We start from the raw sequence: 17,736 nt of genomic DNA, 5'->3' as shown, positions 1-17,736 counted from the left end.
GTCACGGGGTGGACGGGCCGGCCGGGGTTCGCCCGGCCCGGGACGGTGGTCAGGTGGAGGGCTGCTCCGGCACGGGCGCGCCGGGCGGGCGCAGCCCGTCGACGGCCCAGCCCACGATCAGCTCGGTCATCCGCTCGCGGGACGGGCGCTGCGCCCCGCCGGGGGTGTTCATCCAGGCCTCGCCGGCGCCGCGCACCATTCCGATCGTGGACGCCGCCCAGTAGCCGAGCACCGGCTCCTCCAGGCGCTGGGCGGCGGGGGAGTGGCGCACGTGCGCCTGCGCCAGCAGGGCGGTGACGGACTCGACGAACTCCTGGATCACGTAGCGCTCCCCGTCGGCCTCGTCCTCGTCCTTGCCGGCGCGATCGCCGCGGGACCGCTCGGCGCGGTGCCGCTCGTGGCGGGAGCGGCCGGAGTCGGGCGGCAGGGCCACGACGAAGCGGTACACCGCGGCGGAGCGCTCGATGCCGAGCAGGTACTCCGCGACCATCGCCTCGACCGTGTCCTCGAAGCTGCCGGCCGCGCGGGCCGCCTCCTCCAGCCGGTCCCGCATCCGGGTCACGGTGTACTCGCCGACGGCCCGCTGCAGCCCCGCCTTGTCCCCGAAGTACCGGTAGTACACGGACTTGGACGTCCGGCACGCGGACGCGATCTCCTCCATGGACGCCTGCGCCCCGAGCTCGTCCACGGCGCCGCGGGCCGTGCGGATGAGCTCCGTGCGCCGCTGGGCGCGGTGCCGGGCCCAGCGGGAGGACCTGCCGTCCACGGCGGGCGCCGCCGCCTCGGAGTCGGCGGGCTCGGGAATGTCGACGTCTTTCACGATACCCAGAGTATCAGGTATTGTCGTTCGTGACGTGATCGTCATCACAACACCACCGAGGAGTTCCCTGTGACCGAGTCCACCCCCGAGCAGACCGCCGACCCCACCGCCGAGCGCACGACCCCCAGCGGCGCCGAGCGCACGGGCGTGACCCGCCGCGCCGTCGTCGTCGGGGCCAACCGCATCCCCTTCGCCCGCGCCCACGGCGCCTACGCGAGCGCCGGCAACCAGGACATGCTCACCGCCGCCCTCGACGGCCTCGCCGCCCGCTACGGCCTCGCCGGCGAGCGCATCGGCGAGGTCGCGGCCGGCGCCGTGCTCAAGCACCCCAAGGACTTCAACCTCACCCGCGAGTCCGTGCTCGGCTCGGTCCTGGACCCGCGCACCCCCGCCTTCGACGTGCAGCAGGCCTGCGCCACCGGGATGGAGGCCGTCTCCACCCTGGTCAACAAGATCCGGCTGGGCCAGATCGACTCGGCCGTCGCCGGCGGCGTGGACTCCGCCTCGGACGCCCCGATCGTGGTGAGCGAGGGGCTGCGCCGGGCGCTGCTCCAGCTCAGCAGGGCGAAGACCACTTCGCAGAAGCTCAAGGCCCTGGCGGGGCTGCGCCCGGCCGACCTCAGGCCGGTGGCCCCCGGCACCGGGGAGCCGCGCACGGGCCTGTCCATGGGCGAGCACCAGGCGCTCACCACCGCCCGCTGGGGCATCTCCCGCGAGGCCCAGGACGAGCTCGCCGCCGCGAGCCACCGCAACCTCGCCGCGGCCTACGACCGCGGGTTCTTCGACGACCTCGTCACCCCGTTCCGCGGGGTGTCCCGGGACAACAACATGCGCCCGGACAGCTCCGTCGAGAAGCTGGCGGGGCTCAAGCCGGTCTTCGGCAGGTCCCTCGACGCCGAGGCGACGATGACGGCCGGCAACTCCACGGCGCTCACCGACGGCGCCTCCACCGTGCTGCTCGCCTCCGAGGACTGGGCGGCCGAGCACTCCCTGCCCGTGCTCGCCGACGTCGTGGACGTCGAGGCGGCCGCGGTCGACTTCGTGCACGGGGACGAGGGGCTGCTCATGGCCGGCGTCTACGCCGTCCCCCGGCTGCTGGCCCGCCAGGGCCTGGCCCTGGACGACTTCGACTTCGTGGAGATCCACGAGGCGTTCGCCGCGACCGTGCTCTCGGCCCTCGCCGCGTGGGAGGACGAGCAGTTCGGCCGCGAGCGCCTCGGCCTGGACGGCGCCTTCGGCACCGTGGACCGCAGCCGGCTCAACGTCACGGGCTCCTCCCTGGCGGCCGGGCACCCCTTCGCCGCGACCGGCGGCCGCATCGTCGGGACCCTGGCCAAGCTGCTGCGCGAGCGCGCCGACGAGACCGGGCGCCCGGCGCGCGGGCTCATCTCCGTGTGCGCCGCCGGCGGACTGGGCGTCACCGCGGTCCTCGAAGCCCGCTGACCCCCGTCCCCGCGGCCCCTCCACCGACCAGCACAGCAAGGACTCCTTCCATGGCAGACACCTATCTCGACCTCGTCAGCTCCGCGCCCGGGGCGAAGCTCGCCCGCCAGCTCGGCCTGCCGGCCCCGGCCCGGCTGCGCCGGCACCGGGCGGGGGCCCCGCTGGTCCCCGGCCCCGTCCTCGTGCTGGGCCGCGGGGAGGAGGCGGACCGGATCGCGGGGACCCTGCTCGGCTGGGACCTCGACGTGCGCCGCCACCCCGAGGACGTCCACCGCTTCGGGGCCGTCGTGCTCGCCCTCACCGAGCTCGCGGAGCCCGCGGACCTGACCGAGCCCGCGCTCGGCCTGGGTGCGGCGCTGCGCTCGCTCGCCCCCGGCGGCCGGGTGGTCACCGTGTCCCGGCCCGCGCCGGGCATCGGCGCGGGCGCGGCCTCGGCCACCCCGGCGGCGGCCGAGCCGCTCGCCCCGGCCGTGGCCGCGGCCCGCCAGGCGGTGGTGGGCCTGCTGCGCTCCGTGGCCCAGGAGATGCGCGGCGGGGCCACCGCCAACGGCGTGCTGCTCGCCGAGGGCGTGGCCCCCGAGGCGCCGAGCGTGCTCGGTGCCCTGCGCTTCCTGCTCTCGGGGCGCAGCGCCTTCGTCTCCGGGCAGTTCCTCACGGTCGGCGACGATGCCGGGCAGCTGCCGGTCGACTGGGAGGCCCCGCTGCGGGGCAAGGTCGCCGCGGTCACCGGCGCGGCCCGCGGGATCGGCGCCCGGATCGCCCGCACGCTCACCGAGGCCGGTGCCCGCGTCGTCGTCGTCGACGTCCCCGCCGCGGGCGAGCCCCTCGCGGCGCTGGCCAACGAGATCCGTGCCGTGGCCCTCCAGCTCGACGTCACGGACGAGCGCGCCGGGGAGCGGATCCTCGCTCTCGCCCGGGAGCGCTTCGGCCGCCTCGACGTGGTGGTGCACAACGCCGGGATCACCCGGGACAAGCTGCTGGCCAACATGGACGAGTCCCGCTGGTCCTCGGTGCTCGCCGTGAACCTCGAGTCGCAGCTGCGGATGAACGAGCAGCTCCTGGCGGGCGAGGGGCTGGGGGAGGCCCCGCGGATCGTCTGCCTGGCCTCCACGAGCGGGGTGGCCGGCAACCGCGGCCAGACGAACTACGCCGCCTCCAAGGCCGGGGTGATCGGGATGGTCGCGGCCACGGCGCCGCGGCTCGCCGCCCGCGGCGGCACCGTCAACGCCGTGGCCCCCGGGTTCATCGAGACCGAGATGACCGCCCGGATCCCGGCGGCCCGCCGCCAGGTGGCCCGCCGGCTGAATTCCCTGCAGCAGGGCGGGCTGCCGGAGGACGTGGCGCAGGCCGTGCTGTTCCTCGCCTCGGACGCCGCCGGCGGCGTCAACGGACAGACGCTGCGCGTGTGCGGGCAGAACCTGGTGGGGGCGTGAGCATGGACGGCACCCCGCGCGAACAGGTGGTCCTCACCGACGTCCCCTCCCTCGGCGGGCTCTACGCCCGTGCCGCGGCCGGGGCCGCCGGCGGGGCGCTGACCCGCGGCCTCGCGGCCCGGCGGCCCGGCCGCCGCCCCGGGCCGCCCGCGCTGCCCGCCGTGGAGCACGTGGTCGAGGGCGTGGTCGTCGACGCCCCCGGGCACGAGGCGTTCTGCCGCACGGTCGGGGCACCGCTGCGGGAGGGCCCGGGCGGGACCGAGGCGTTCTCCGGCCACCTGCACGCCCTCGCGTTCCCCGTGGCCATGAGCGTGCTCATCCGCCGGGACTTCCCGCTGCCGGTGCTGGGCATGGTGCACCTGGCCAACGAGGTCGAGCACCGCGGCGCCGTCGCGGTGGGGGAGGACCTCACCGCCACGGCGCACGCCGAGCGGCTGCGCCCGCACCGGGCCGGGGCGCAGGTCGACGTCGTCGCCCGGTTCTCCCGGGAGGACGGCGAGGTCGTCTGGACGGGCCGCTCGACCTACCTCGCCAAGGGCGTCCGCGTGCCGGGCACGGCCGACGACGCGCCGCGCCGGGAGATCGTGCCGCCCGCACCGACGGGGCGCTGGCAGCTGCCGGCCGGAACGGGGCGGGACTACGCCGCCGTGAGCGGGGACTGGAACCCCATCCACCTCTCCGGGCCCACGGCCCGGGCGCTCGGGATGAGGGGGACGATCGCCCACGGCATGTACTCCGCCTCCCGCGCGCTGGCCGAGGTCGGGGTCCCGGCCGGGACGGCGTTCCGCTGGACGGTCGAGTTCGCCGCCCCCGTCCTGCTCCCCGGCACGGTGGCGGTCGCGGTCTCCGACGACGGGCGGGGCGCGCAGTGGCGGCGCTCCGACTACGTCGGCTGGGACCCCCGCCGCGGCCGCCCGCACTTCACGGGAGCGGTCGAGCGGCTCGGGCCGTGACCGGCCGCCCGCCACGTCCGCTGAGCCCCCAGGGGCCGCCCCTGCCCACGCCCCGGGTCTCCGAGCAGTGGTGGCGGGACGCGTGCTTCGTGCACTGGCGGACCGACCCGGCCCTGGTGGCCCCGCTGCTGCCCCGCGGGGTCCGCCCGGACCTGTTCGACGGCCACGCGTGGGTGGGCCTGGTCCCGTTCCGGATGGAGGGGGCGGGCCTGCTCGGACGGGGCGGCGTCCCGTGGCTCGGCAGCTTCCTGGAGCTCAACGTCCGCACGTACTCGGTGGACGACCAGGGCCGCCGGGGCGTGGTGTTCCGCACGCTCGAGGCCGAGCGGGCGGCGGTCGTGCTGGGGGCCCGGGGCCTGCTGGACGTGCCCTACCGCTGGGCCCGGATGCGCTTCGCCCGGGAGCAGGATGCCCGCGGCCGGACCGTGCTCGACTACCGCAGCCGGCGCCGCGGACCGTCCCGGCGGAGCCGCCCGGCGAGCCACCTGCGGGTGGCGGTGGGGGAGCGGATCGACCGGCCCGAGCCGCTCGAGGTGTTCCTCACCGCGCGCTTCGGGCTGCACACCCCGTGGTGGGGCCGGCCCCTCTGGGTGCCCAACACCCACGGTCCGTGGCCCCTGCACCGCGGCGAGCTCCTGGCGCTCGAGGACTCCCTGGTGCAGGCTTCGGGGTTCCGGGAGCTCGCGGCCCGGCCCCCCGACAGCGTGCTGTGCTCCCCGGGCGTGCGCACGGGCTTCGGGCTGCCGCTGGGCCTGGGCGACCCGCGCTGAGCAGACGGCGCCGGACCGGCACCGGTCCGGCGCCGTGGCGCCGCGCCGAGCGTGTCCGGAGCGTGGGCCACAATGGTCGGGTGAGCCCACAGCACAGCACAGACGCCCGTCCCGTCGACGCCACCGGTCAGGACCTCAACCCGGCCCCGCCGCGCGAGGACCTCAAGGAGGAGTACGCGGAGCTCGTGGAGCGCGTGCGCCGGGCCCGGACCGCCTACTACGTGGAGGACGCCCCCACCGTCCCGGACGCGGAGTACGACAGGCTCTACCGCCGGCTCGAGGAGATCGAGGCGCTCAACCCCGAGCTGGTGGCCAACGACTCGCCCACCCAGGAGGTCGGCGGGGAGGTCTCCGCGGCGTTCGCCCCGGTGACCCACCTCGCGCGGATGTACTCCCTCGAGGACGTGTTCTCGATCGACGAGCTCACCGCCTGGATGGACAAGGCCGCCGCCGCGATCGAGGCGCTGCCCGACGCCCCGGACTCCGCGTGGCTGACCGAGCTGAAGATCGACGGGCTGGCCGTGAACCTGCTCTACCGCGACGGCGAGCTCGTGCGGGCCGCGACCCGCGGCGACGGCACGACCGGCGAGGACGTCACGCACAACGTCCGCACCATCGCCACCATCCCCACGACCCTCACCGGCGACGACCTCCCCGAGGAGGTCGAGATCCGCGGCGAGGTGTTCATCTCCTCCCGGGACTTCCGCGCGCTCAACGAGGCGATCGTCGCCGGGGGCAGGGCACCGTTCGCCAACCCCCGCAACGCCGCGGCGGGCTCCCTGCGGCAGAAGGACCCCGAGGTCACGGCCCGGCGCCGGCTGTCCATGTACGTGCACGGCATCGGCGCGGCCACCGGCCTGCGCGCGGACACCCAGTCCGGGGTCTACGCGCAGCTCGAGCGGTGGGGCCTGCCCGTCAGCCCGTACTGCCGGGTGCTGTCCTCCACGGAGGAGGTCCTGGCCTTCATCGAGGAGTTCGGCCGCCGCCGCCACGACCTCATCCACGAGATCGACGGCATCGTGGTCAAGGTCGACGACCGCCGGACCCAGTTCCGGCTCGGGCACACGTCGCGGGTCCCCCGCTGGTCCGTGGCCTACAAGTATCCGCCGGAGGAGGTGCACACGAAGCTCAGGGACATCCTGGTCAACGTGGGCCGCACCGGGCGGGTCACCCCGTTCGGGCTGATGGAGCCCGTGCGGGTCGCCGGGTCCACGGTCGAGATGGCGACCCTGCACAACCAGGACGTGGTGAGGGCCAAGGGCGTGCTCATCGGGGACACCGTGGTGCTGCGCAAGGCCGGCGACGTCATCCCCGAGATCGTGGGACCCGTGGTCGCCCTGCGCGACGGCACCGAGCGGGAGTTCGTGATGCCCACGCACTGCCCGTCCTGCGGCACCGAGCTGCGCCCGGCCAAGGAGGGCGACGTCGACATCCGCTGCCCCAACGCCCGCAGCTGCCCCGCCCAGCTGCGGGAGCGGGTCTTCCACGCCGCCGGGCGCGGCGCCTTCGACATCGAGGCCCTCGGCTACGAGTCGGCGCTCGCGCTGACCGGTCCTGACGAGCCGGCCACGCCGCCGCTGACCAGCGAGGCCCAGCTGTTCGACCTCGCGCCCGAGGACCTGCGCGAGGTCCGGATCCGGCGGGAGAAGAAGTCCCGCGGCGCCCCCACGGGCGAGACCGAGCTCGTGCCGTACTTCTGGACCAAGGGCACGGCCAAGAAGCCGTCCGAGCCCACCGCCACCACCCGCAAGCTGTTCGAGGAGCTGGAGAAGGCGAAGTCCCAGCCGCTGTGGCGGGTCCTCGTGGCGCTGTCCGTCCGGCACGTGGGGCCCACCGCGGCCCGCTCCCTGGCCACCGCGTTCGGCTCGATGCAGGCCCTCCGCGACGCCGACGAGGAGACCCTCGCCCAGGCCGACGGCGTGGGCCCGGTCATCGCCGCCGCCCTCACCGAGTGGTTCGCCGAGCCGTGGCGGTGCGAGATCGTGGAGCGCTGGGCGGCCGCGGGCGTGCGGATGGAGGACGAGGTCGACGAGTCCGTGCCCCGCACCCTAGAGGGGACCACGGTGGTCATCACCGGCACCCTCGAGCGCTTCAGCCGGGACTCGGCGAAGGAGGCCGTCCTGGTGCGCGGCGGCAAGGCCTCCGGGTCCGTGTCGAAGAAGACCCATTTCCTGGTGGCCGGTGAGAGCGCGGGCACCAAGCTGGACAGGGCGGAGCAGCTCGGCGTGCCCGTGCTGGACGAGGCGGGCTTCGAGCGCCTCCTGGCCGGGGGACCGGACGCCGTCGCGCCCGACGGTGCGACGGACGGCGCGGCAGACGGTGCGGCGGAGAGCGGCCCGGCGGACGGGAGCACGGCACAGGACAGCACGGCACAGGACAGCGCGGCCGACGCCGCAGGCGACGAGGACGGGGAATGAGCATGGGACGCCACGACGACGTACTGGAGGGCCTGGGCCCCACCGGCGGGGAGCTCGAGGAGCTGCTGGAGCTGGCACTGGCGGCCGCCGAGGCCGGCGCCGAGGTCCTGCGCGGCCGGGATGCCGACCGGCTCGGCGTGACCGGCAAGTCGGAGGCGGGGGACTGGGTGACCCGCTTCGACGTCGCCGCCGAGCAGGCCGTGCTGCGCACCGTCCTGGACCGGCGTCCGGACGACACGGTGACGGGCGAGGAGTCGGGCACGCACCGCCCGGAGCAGCCGTCCGGGATCCGCTGGTCGGTGGACCCCCTCGACGGCACGACCAACTTCATCCGCGGCATCGTCTACTACTGCACGTCCGTGGCCGCCGCCGACGCCCAGGGCAACTGGCTGGTGGGCGTGGTCAACGCCCCGGCCCTGCGCCGGACCTACTACGCGGTGCGGGGCGCCGGGGCGTGGCTGGAGGCGGACGGGGCCACCCGGCGCCTGGCCGGCCCCGAGCCGGACCGGCGGGGACGGGTCTACGGGACCGGTTTCCCCTACGACGCCGACCGGCGCGAACGCGAGTTCCATACTTTCTTGAGCACAATGCGGCAGTACACGGACATGCGGCGTCTGGGTTCGGCCGCGCTCGACCTGTGCATGGTGGCCGACGGGACCCTCGACGGATACGGCGAGCAGGGCCTGCACGAGCACGACTGGGCCGCCGGCGCGCTCATCGCCGAGGAGGCCGGAGCGCTCGTCGAACGACCCCGCCTCCCCTCCCCGGCCGACGGCGAGGTGCCGGTCGCGGACCGTCTCGCGGCCTGGATCACCGCACGTGAACGGGGCATTCCGGGCTGAGACGGGTGCGGCGGACGCCGGCCCGCCCCGTGTGAGATGGCTCTCGTGACTTGACCGAGACAAAACCGTTGCCATAGCGTGACCGAAGAAGCGTTCTTCCCGAGGGTCCGCCCTCCGCTTCGGGAGCACGTGCTCCTCTCGCCGGCGTCCGTCACGGGCCGGCAACCCCACGCAGACCGGAAGTGTTATACCTCACCCCGGTTGCAAAGGGGTAGCGCAACGGAAATCGTTACGCTACCGTGATAAACAGCTTCCCCGAGGATTCCCTCCGGGGATCCGGTGTGCCTGGAGTCCGATCTCCGGCGCGCCACGAACTCATGCTAGGTGCTGCCGTAACACCGCACGTCGTCTGAAGGGCAGCCACCTGTAAGCACTTACCCGACCACACCTTGACGGGTAGACGACGGCGCGAAGACATCCGGGGACGGAAACGAGCGCAGGTGGCCCAAGGGAGCATCATGACCAACACCTCCGCTGTTCGTCGCAACGTCCGCCGCGGTGCCGCCGCCCTTCTCCTCGGCGGAACCGCCGTGGGCGCCATGGCCCTCCCGGCCAACGCCGCCCCGGGCTCCACCTGGGACCAGCTCGCCGAGTGCGAGTCCGGTGGCAACTGGAACACCAGCACGGGCAACGGCTTCTCCGGTGGCCTGCAGTTCACCCCGTCGACCTGGGCCGCCTTCGGCGGCCAGGGCGCCCCGCAGGACGCCTCCCGCGAGCAGCAGATCGCCGTGGCCGAGAACGTTCTCGACGGCCAGGGCTGGGGCGCGTGGCCCGCCTGCTCGGCCAAGCTGGGTCTGAGCGGCTCCGCCGCCCCCTCCGCCAACCCGATGGGCTCCGCCTCCGCCGTGACCCCGCAGTCCGTCCAGGCCCCGGTCGAGGCCGCGCCGGCCCCGGTCAAGGCCGCTCCGGCCCCCGTGGCCGCCCCGGCCCCGGCCGTCGCCCCCGCCGCTGCTCCGGCGCCCGTCGCCGCCCCGGCCCCCGTGGTCGACTACGTCGCCCCGGCCGTCTCCGTGGCCCCGGCCTCCGTGGCCGGCGAGTCCTACACCGTGGTCGCCGGCGACACCCTCTCGGTCATCGCCGCGAAGCTGGGCATCGAGGGTGGCTGGGAGGCCCTGGCCGCCGCCAACGCCGGCAGCATCGCCGACCCGAACCTGATCTTCCCCGGTCAGGTGCTGAACATCCCCGCCTGATCCGCTCCAGGACCGGCACCGCGCGGCCGCGACCGCGCACCAGCACGACGAAGGGCCCCTCCGCCACGGAGGGGCCCTTCGTCGTGCCCGGCCGGGTGCCGGGGCGGCACGCTCAGAGCCACAGCCACCGCTCGGCGGGCTCCACCGTCGCGTCGCCGAAGCTCACGGAGCGCTCCGCGCCCCTGACCCGGTACGGCTGGACGACCAGCAGGGCCTCGCCCTCCCGGTGCTGGGCCTCCACGGCCACCGCGGTCTGCCCGGAGCGGTCCGGCAGGGTGACCGGGAAGGCGACCCCCGCGCACAGGATCTCGTCCCGCAGCTGCGCGGCCTTCTCCCGCAGGGCCTCCAGGGCGGCTTCGGGGGCGAGCTCCTCCGCCTGATCCGCGGACAGGGCGTCGAGCTCGAACTCGCCGTCCTTGCGGGCGGTCACGAGGAACGCGGGGAACGCCCCGTGCTGGGCCAGCTGCTGCTCGGCCACGGCCTGCACGTGGGCCATGATCGTGTCGATCGTCGCGGCGGCGTCCTTGCTGACCCGCTGGCGCCACGCGTTGGCGGCGTCCGCCGCCGACGTCGCGCGCGTGGTCCTCCCGGACCGGGCACCGTCGGTGCGCTCCTTCTTGGCCCCGCGGGCCTTCTTCGTGCGGGCGGGGGTGCTCTTGGCCATGTCCGGGTGCTCCTGTGTGGTGGGTGGGCGTGCCTCCAGGGTATGCCCCCGCGGAGGGCCTCCGCGCGCGCGGAGGGGCGAGCCCGCGCGGCTAGACTGGACCGGAAACCACCCCGACCACGAGCAGGAGTGCGCATGTCTGCGATCACCCGCGAGCAGGTCGCCCACCTGGCGAAGCTCGCGCACATCGAGATGACCGAGGAGGAGCTGCGGTCCATGGCGACGGAGCTCGACCTCGTCGTCGACTCGGTCGCGTCCGTCAGCGAGGCCGCCGGCCCGGACGTCCCGGCCACGAGCCACCCGATCCCGCTGCACAACGTCTTCCGGGACGACGTCGTGGGCGACACCCTCACCGCCGAGGAGTCGCTCCGGAACGCCCCCGACGCCGCCGAGGGCAAGTTCAAGGTGCCCGCGATCCTGGACGAGGGGTAGCCGCATGACGAACACCGGTACCCCCCAGGGCGTCGTCGGCCTCTCGGCCGCCGAGCTCGCCCGGCAGCTCGCCGCCGGAGAGGTCAGCTCCGCGGAGGTCGTCCAGGCCCACCTGGACCGCATCCAGGACACCGACGGCGCCCCCGTCGACCCGTCCGACCGCAGCCGCGGCAAGGCCGGGCTCAACGCCTTCCTGCACGTCAACGCCGAGGAGGCCCTCTCCGTGGCCGCCGAGGTGGACGCGGCCCGCGCCCGCGGCGAGGAGCTGCCCGAGCTGGCCGGCGTGCCGGTGGCGGTCAAGGACCTCATCGTCACCAAGGGCCAGCCCACCACCGCCGCCTCGCGGATGCTCGAGGGCTGGATGAGCCCCTACGACGCCACCGTGACCCGCCGGCTGCGCGCCGCCCGGATGCCGATGCTGGGCAAGACGAACCTCGACGAGTTCGCGATGGGCTCCTCCAACGAGCACTCCGCGTTCGGCGACACCGGCAACCCGTGGGACCTCGCCCGGATCCCCGGCGGCTCCGGCGGCGGATCCGCGGCGGCCGTCACCGCGTTCCAGGCGCCCCTGGCCCTGGGCACGGACACCGGCGGTTCCATCCGCCAGCCCGCGGCCCTGACCGGCTCGGTCGGCGTGAAGCCGACCTACGGCGGGGTCTCGCGCTACGGCGTGATCGCCATGGCGTCGTCCCTCGACCAGGTGGGCCCGGTCGCGCGCACGGTGCTCGACGCCGCGCTGCTGCACGAGGTGGTGGGCGGGCACGACCCGCAGGACTCCACCTCGCTGCCCGACCCGGTCGGCGGCCTCGTGGCCCAGGCCCGGGCCGGCGCTGCCGAGGGCGGGCTCGAGGGCCTGCGCGTCGGCGTGGTCGAGGAGCTCACGGGCGAGGGCTTCCAGCCCGGGGTCCAGCAGCGCTTCGACGAGGCCGTGGAGCTCCTGCGCTCCGCGGGCGCCGAGATCGTGCCGGTCTCCACCCCGAACTTCCGCTACGCCCTGGGCGCCTACTACCTGATCATGTCCTCGGAGGTGTCCTCGAATCTCGCCAAGTACGACGGCGTGCGCTTCGGCCACCGCGTGCTGCCCGAGGACGGGCCGCTGACCATCGAGCGCGTGATGGGCGCGACGCGGGCCGCGGGCTTCGGCGGGGAGGTCAAGCGCCGCATCATCCTGGGCACCTACGCCCTGTCCGCCGGCTACTACGACGCCTACTACGGCTCGGCGCAGAAGGTCCGCACCCTGGTGCAGCGCGACTTCGCCGCCGCCTTCGAGCAGGTGGACGTGCTGGTCTCCCCGACCTCCCCGACCACGGCCTTCGAGCGCGGCGCCGTGGACGAGTCCGCGGACCCGATGCAGATGTACCTCAACGACATCGCGACCATCCCCGTCAACCTGGCCGGGGTGCCCGCGATCTCCGTGCCCGGCGGCCTCGCCCCCGAGGACGGGCTGCCCGTGGGCATCCAGTTCATGGCCCCTGCCCGCGAGGACGCCCGGCTCTACCGCGCCGGCGCCGGCCTCGAGGCCCTGCTCGCCGACCGCTGGGGCGGGCCCCTCTGGAAGGACCTGCCGGACACCGCCGAGCTGGTCCGGCAGCTGCCCGCCGCGTCCGCCCTGTCCGCATCCGTCCGGGGAGGAGCCCGCTGATGACCCAGTCCACCGAAGAGGTCCTGTCCTTCGACGAGGCCATGGAGAAGTTCGACCCCGTCCTCGGGTTCGAGGTCCACGTGGAGCTCAACACGCGGACCAAGATGTTCGACGCCGCCCCGAACGTCTTCGGGGACGAGCCGAACACCAACGTCACCCCCGTCTCCCTGGGGCTGCCGGGGGTGCTGCCCGTGGTCAACCGGGTGGCCGTGGAGTCGGCGATCAAGCTCGGCCTGGCCCTGGGCTGCGAGATCCGCCCGGTGTCCCACTTCGCCCGGAAGAACTACTTCTACCCGGACACCCCGAAGAACTTCCAGACCTCCCAGTACGACGAGCCGATCGCCGAGAACGGCTCCGTCGACGTGGAGCTGGAGGACGGGACCGTGTTCACCGTGGAGATCGAGCGCGCCCACATGGAGGAGGACGCCGGCAAGCTCACCCACATGGGCGGGGCGGCCGGACGCATCCAGGGCGCCGACTTCTCCCTGGTGGACTACAACCGCGCCGGGGTGCCGCTCATCGAGATCGTGACCAAGCCGATCGAGGGCGCGGGTTCGCGCGCCCCGGAGCTGGCCCGCGCCTACGTGGCCGTCATCCGCGAGATCGTCAAGAACCTCGGCATCTCGGACGCGAGGATGGAGCGCGGCAACGTCCGCTGCGACGCCAACGTGTCCCTCATGCCCAAGGGCGCGACCACGTACGGCACCCGCTCCGAGACGAAGAACGTGAACTCGCTGCGCGCGGTGGAGCGGGCCGTGCGCTTCGAGATCCAGCGCCACGCGGCCGTGCTCGACTCCGGCGGGACGATCGTGCAGGAGACCCGCCACTGGCACGAGGACACCCGCTCCACCACGAGCGGGCGCCCGAAGTCCGACGCCGACGACTACCGCTACTTCCCCGAGCCGGACCTCGTGCCGGTCGTGACGGACGACGAGTGGATCGAGCGGCTGCGGGCGGAGCTGCCGGAGCCCCCGGCCGAGCGCCGCAAGCGGCTCCAGGCGGCGTGGGGGTTCTCCGACGAGGAGTTCCGCGACGTCGTCAACGCGGGGGTCCTCGACGAGATCGAGCAGACCGTCGCCGCCGGGGCGGCCCCGTCCGCGGCCCGCAAGTGGTGGATGGGCGAGATCGCCCGCCTGGCCAACCAGCGGGAGGTCGAGATCGCGGAGCTCGGCGTCACGCCGCAGCACGTCGTCGAGCTCGACGGGCTCATCGGCGCGGGCAAGATCAACGACAAGCTGGCCAAGAAGGTCCTCGCCCACGTCCTCGAGGGCGAGGGCTCCCCGGCCGAGGTCGTGGAGCAGCGCGGCCTGGCCGTCGTCTCCGACGACGGCGTGCTCACTGCGGCGATCGACGACGCCATGGCCCAGATGCCCGACGTCGTGGCGAAGGTCCGGACCGGCAAGGTGCAGGCCGTGGGCGCGCTGATCGGGCCGGTCATGAAGGCCACCCGCGGCCAGGCCGACGCCGCACGGGTGCGGGAGCTCATCCTGGAGAAGCTCGGCGTGCAGGGCTGACCCGCCCGCCCCGGGGGGCCGCGGGCCGACGGAGACCGTGCAGGGATCCGCCGGGCCGCGGCCCCTCGGCGTCCCGGCGCCGGGAGCGCCGTTCCCGCCGGCAGCGGCCGTGCGAGCATGGGGGCATGGACCCCGTGCACGACGTGCTCATCATCGGCGGCGGCATCGCCGGACTCTCCCTGGCCTCCGAGCTGGCCGACCGGCGGGGGAGCGGGGCCGGGATCGTGCTCGCGGAGACCGAGCCCGCCCTGGCCCACCACACCTCCGGGCGCTCGGCCGAGCAGCTCATCCCCAGCTACGGCCCCGAGCCGGTGCGGGAGCTCACCGCGGTGACCGTCGCCGGGCTGCTGGACCCCCGGCCGGTGCCGCCGCGGCCGCTGGCGTGGCCCAGCCGCATGGTGCTCGTGGGCACCGGGGCGGAGCTGCGCGCCGAGGCCGTCCCAGGCCTGCAGGGGCTCTCCCGCGCCGCCCTCGCGGAGCTGTGCCCCGAGCTGGCCTGCTCCCCGCCGGAGGCGGTCGCGGGCGGGCTGCTCGACGCCACGTCCGTGCGCACCGACGCCGCCGCCCTCGTGGCCTGGCACCGGGACCGCGCCACGGCGGCCGGGGCGCGGATCCTCACCGGGGCGCCGGTGACCGCGGCGGAGCCCGACGCCGAGGGCTGGGGCGCCACCGCCGGCGGACAGCGGATCCGGGCCCGCCACGTGGTCGTCGCCGCGGGCGCCTGGGCGGACGAGGTCGCGGGCCGGTTCGGCGCCGCCCCGCTCGGCCTGCGCCCGCTGCGGCGCACCGCGGCCCTCGTGCGCCTCGCCAGGCCCCTGGCCCCGGACCACCCCATGGTCGTCGCCGCCGGCTGGTACTACCGGCGGGCCGGGGACGGCGCGCTGGTCTCCCCGTCCGAGGCCGTGCCGAGCGAGCCCTGCGACGCGCAGCCCGTGCTCGAGGACGTCGAGGACCTCGTGGCGCGGCTCAACGCCGTGACGTCCCTGGGCGCCACGGGGATCGAGCGGGCCTGGACCGGGCTGCGCACCGAGGCCCCGGACGGCGTGCCGGTGTGCGGGCCGGACCCGGACGTGCCGGGACTGCTGTGGCTCGCCGGCCAGTCCGGCTACGGCTTCCAGACGAGCACCGCCATGGCCCGGGCGGCCGCGGACCTGCTGCTCGACGGGACCGTGGGCCCGTGGTGCTCCCGGGACACCGCCGAGGCGCTGGACCCGGGCCGCTTCCGCCGCGGGCCCGGGCACCCGGTGCCGCCGCTTCCCTGAGCCGGGTGCCGGGTGCCGGGTGCCCGTGACCCGGTGCCCGGTCGCCCGCAGCCCGTCCGCCGGCAGCCCGCCCACCGGCGGTGCGGTCAGGCCCCGGCGAGGCCCATCCGGTCGAGCACCCAGGCGTACTCCCACGCCGTGTCCTTCCACTGCGCGTACCGCCCGGACGCCCCGCCGTGGCCCCCGGCCATCTCGCAGCGCAGCAGCACCGGGTGCCCGGAGGTCGTGGCCTCCCGCAGGGCGGCCACCCACTTGGCCGGCTCCACGTAGAGCACCCGGGTGTCGTGGAGGCTGGTCACCGCCAGGACCGGGGGATAGGGCAGGGGGCGCACGTTCTCGTAGGGGGAGTAGTCGCGCATGTACCGGTAGACCCGGTCGTCCTCGATGGGGTTGCCCCACTCCTCCCACTCCAGGGCCGTGAGCGGCAGCGACGGGTCGAGGATGGAGGTCAGCGGGTCCACGAACGGCACCGCGGCCAGCGCGCCGCAGTACCTCTCGGGGGCCAGGTTGAGCACCGCGCCCACGAGCAGCCCACCCGCGGAGCCGCCCATCACCACGATGCGCTCCCCGTCGACGTCCGGCCGGGCGGCGAGGTGCTCGGTCACCGCGACGTAGTCGGTGAAGGTGTTGGCCTTGTGCAGCTTCTTGCCGTGCTCGTACCAGGCCCGGCCCAGCTCGCCTCCGCCGCGGACGTGGGCGACCGCCCAGACCACCCCGCGGTCGAGCAGGGACAGCCGGGCGACCGAGAAGGACGGGTCGGTGCTGTGCTCGTAGGAGCCGTAGGCGTACTGCAGCACCGGCGCCGGGACCGCGGGGTCCAGGTCCGCCCGGCGGACCAGGGAGACGGGGATCCGGGTGCCGTCCGCGGCGCTCGCCCAGTCCCGCTCCACCGTGTAGTCGGCGGGGTCGTAGCCGCCGAGCACGGTGGCCTCGCGCCGCAGCACGGGGTCGGCGGGCAGGGCGTCGTCGTCCCCGGTGGCGCCGGCGGCGAAGAGGTCGTAGACGCGCGGGGGCGTGGTGAAGGACGTGTAGGACAGCCGGACCACCGGGGCGTCGTGCTCCGCGGCGGCCACGCCGGCGGTGTAGAGCTCCTCGGCGAACGCCGGTTCCACCGCTGCCGCCTGGGCCGGCGTGCCGAGGCCGGCCAGGGGGAGCAGGCGGACCCGCAGCGTGGTCTCCGCCCGGACGGAGACCACCAGGTGGGTGGCCGTGACGGCGCAGCCGTGGACCCGGACGGTGTCCGAGGCCGGGACGACGTCGCGCAGCGCCACCTCCGCGACCGGACGGCCGAGGTCGGCCGGGTCCATGAGGGAGATCCGGGAGTTGGGGGCCTCGTGGTCGTGGGTCAGCAGGATCTGCTCCCGCCCGTCCAGCAGGACCGGCTCGGCCTCGTAGAGCACCCGGTCGGTGCGCGGCAGCACGACCCGCAGCGGCGCCCCGGGCTCCGCCACCGGCTGGATCAGCTGCTCGGAGTACTCGGAGCACATGGCCTCCACCACGATCCAGCGCCGGTCCGCGGAGAGCCCGGCGCCCAGCCACAGTCCGGGGTCGGTCTCCTCGTGGACCACGACGTCCTCGGCCACGGGGGTGCCCAGCACGTGCCGGCGCAGCTGGTGGGGCCGCCAGGACTCGTCCACCACGGTGTAGTAGACCGCGCGGGCGTCGGGGGTGAGGAAGGACCCGTAGAAGGTGTCGGGGATCTCGTCGGCGAGCAGCGCCCCGGTGGTGAGGTCGCGCACGCGCAGCGTGAACCGCTCGTCGCCGGTGACGTCCTCGGACCAGGCCAGCAGCTCCCCGTCCTCGGAGACGTCGAAGCCCCCGAGCGAGTAGAACTCGTGCTTCGCGGACTCCGCGTTGGCGTCGAGGAGCACCTGCTCCCCGGCCATGGGGAGCCCGGGCTCGACGACGGGCGGGGTCCAGTCCGCGAGGACGTCGCCGGTGGTGGCCGCCGCGACCCGGCAGAACACCTGGTGCGCGCCACCCTCCACCGTGCGGGAGAAGTACCACCAGTCGCCGCGCCGGTTCGGCACCGACAGGTCGGTCTCCTGGGTGCGGTTCCTGATCTCCCCGAAGATCGACTCCCGCAGTCCCGCCAGGTGCGCCGTGCTGGCCTCCGCGTACTCGTTCTCCGCCGCCAGGTGGGCGAGCACCTCGGGGGACTCCTTGGCCCGCATCCACTCGTAGGGGTCGGGGAACACGTGGCCGTGGAAGGCGCGCTCCACGGGCTGGCGGCTGATCTGCGGGGGAAGGGCTGTCATGACTCCCATCCTAGGGAAGACGGGCCGGCCCCCGGCGGACGCGACGTGCCGCCCGGCGCGGAGCGCCTCGACCGGCCCGGCGACCTCGCCCCCGGG

14 protein-coding genes are annotated in these 17,736 nt (G+C 75.1%); 11 read left to right on the top strand and 3 right to left on the bottom strand.

Annotation, left to right across the window (positions count from 1 at the left end; translation table 11 throughout):
- Nucleotides 1–49: 49 nt before the first annotated feature.
- On the bottom strand, nucleotides 50–820 hold the full coding sequence (locus RE027_RS02905) for a TetR/AcrR family transcriptional regulator (RefSeq protein ID WP_368806734.1): 771 nt from the start codon (nucleotides 818–820) through the stop codon (nucleotides 50–52).
- A gap of 69 nt (nucleotides 821–889) precedes the next feature.
- Between RE027_RS02905 and RE027_RS02900 the strand changes: the two genes are divergently transcribed.
- The 7 genes from RE027_RS02900 (at nucleotide 890) to RE027_RS02870 (ending at nucleotide 9,868) form a co-directional block, all read left to right on the top strand.
- On the top strand, nucleotides 890–2,263 hold the full coding sequence (locus RE027_RS02900) for an acetyl-CoA C-acetyltransferase (protein WP_438612409.1): 1,374 nt from the start codon (nucleotides 890–892) through the stop codon (nucleotides 2,261–2,263).
- Between the two features lie 50 nt (nucleotides 2,264–2,313).
- Entirely contained in the window at nucleotides 2,314–3,696 is a 1,383-nt protein-coding gene (locus RE027_RS02895) for a 3-oxoacyl-ACP reductase (RefSeq protein WP_368806733.1), read from the top strand.
- Nucleotides 3,697–3,698: 2 nt separating this feature from the next.
- The gene (locus RE027_RS02890; RefSeq protein ID WP_368806944.1) at nucleotides 3,699–4,649 is read left to right on the top strand and encodes a MaoC/PaaZ C-terminal domain-containing protein; all 951 of its coding nucleotides are present in this window, start codon (nucleotides 3,699–3,701) and stop codon (nucleotides 4,647–4,649) included.
- Nucleotides 4,646–5,419 carry a YqjF family protein gene (locus RE027_RS02885; RefSeq protein WP_368806732.1) on the top strand — a complete coding sequence of 258 codons (774 nt, stop codon included), beginning with the start codon at nucleotides 4,646–4,648 and terminating at the stop codon, nucleotides 5,417–5,419. Before RE027_RS02890 ends, RE027_RS02885 begins: the two co-directional genes overlap by 4 nt.
- Before the next feature lie 80 nt (nucleotides 5,420–5,499).
- Nucleotides 5,500–7,836 (top strand): NAD-dependent DNA ligase LigA, encoded by a 2,337-nt coding sequence (gene ligA / locus RE027_RS02880; protein WP_368806731.1) that lies wholly within the window; start codon nucleotides 5,500–5,502, stop codon nucleotides 7,834–7,836.
- Nucleotides 7,837–7,838: 2 nt separating this feature from the next.
- Nucleotides 7,839–8,678 (top strand): inositol monophosphatase family protein, encoded by an 840-nt coding sequence (locus tag RE027_RS02875; protein WP_368806943.1) that lies wholly within the window; start codon nucleotides 7,839–7,841, stop codon nucleotides 8,676–8,678.
- Nucleotides 8,679–9,136: 458 nt separating this feature from the next.
- The gene (locus RE027_RS02870) at nucleotides 9,137–9,868 is read left to right on the top strand and encodes a transglycosylase family protein (RefSeq protein ID WP_368806730.1); all 732 of its coding nucleotides are present in this window, start codon (nucleotides 9,137–9,139) and stop codon (nucleotides 9,866–9,868) included.
- Between the two features lie 112 nt (nucleotides 9,869–9,980).
- Here the strand turns inward: RE027_RS02870 and RE027_RS02865 are convergent, their stop codons facing one another.
- Nucleotides 9,981–10,532, bottom strand: a complete 552-nt coding sequence (locus RE027_RS02865) for a hypothetical protein (RefSeq protein ID WP_368806729.1) — start codon at nucleotides 10,530–10,532, stop codon at nucleotides 9,981–9,983.
- Between the two features lie 135 nt (nucleotides 10,533–10,667).
- Between RE027_RS02865 and gatC the strand changes: the two genes are divergently transcribed.
- The 4 genes from gatC to RE027_RS02845 all read left to right on the top strand — a co-directional run bounded on the left by gatC (nucleotide 10,668) and on the right by RE027_RS02845 (nucleotide 15,382).
- Complete coding sequence (gatC, locus tag RE027_RS02860) at nucleotides 10,668–10,964, top strand: Asp-tRNA(Asn)/Glu-tRNA(Gln) amidotransferase subunit GatC (RefSeq protein WP_368806728.1); 297 nt, start codon at nucleotides 10,668–10,670, stop codon at nucleotides 10,962–10,964.
- A 4-nt stretch (nucleotides 10,965–10,968) separates the two neighbouring features.
- On the top strand, nucleotides 10,969–12,606 hold the full coding sequence (gene gatA / locus RE027_RS02855) for an Asp-tRNA(Asn)/Glu-tRNA(Gln) amidotransferase subunit GatA (protein WP_368806727.1): 1,638 nt from the start codon (nucleotides 10,969–10,971) through the stop codon (nucleotides 12,604–12,606).
- A complete protein-coding gene (gene gatB, locus RE027_RS02850; RefSeq protein ID WP_368806726.1) occupies nucleotides 12,606–14,120 on the top strand; it encodes an Asp-tRNA(Asn)/Glu-tRNA(Gln) amidotransferase subunit GatB in 1,515 nt (504 codons plus the stop codon). Before gatA ends, gatB begins: the two co-directional genes overlap by 1 nt.
- A 125-nt stretch (nucleotides 14,121–14,245) precedes the next feature.
- The gene (locus RE027_RS02845; protein WP_368806725.1) at nucleotides 14,246–15,382 is read left to right on the top strand and encodes an NAD(P)/FAD-dependent oxidoreductase; all 1,137 of its coding nucleotides are present in this window, start codon (nucleotides 14,246–14,248) and stop codon (nucleotides 15,380–15,382) included.
- An 86-nt stretch (nucleotides 15,383–15,468) separates the two neighbouring features.
- Here RE027_RS02845 and RE027_RS02840 read toward each other — a convergent pair whose 3' ends face one another.
- On the bottom strand, nucleotides 15,469–17,640 hold the full coding sequence (locus tag RE027_RS02840; protein ID WP_368806724.1) for a S9 family peptidase: 2,172 nt from the start codon (nucleotides 17,638–17,640) through the stop codon (nucleotides 15,469–15,471).
- Nucleotides 17,641–17,736: the final 96 nt, after the last annotated feature.

Source organism: Kocuria sabuli (assembly GCF_040981185.1).
Classification (GTDB): Bacteria; Actinomycetota; Actinomycetes; order Actinomycetales; family Micrococcaceae; genus Kocuria; species Kocuria sabuli.
The sequence above is the reverse complement of the archived record's forward strand: the minus strand, read 5'-3'. Positions and strand labels throughout refer to the sequence as shown.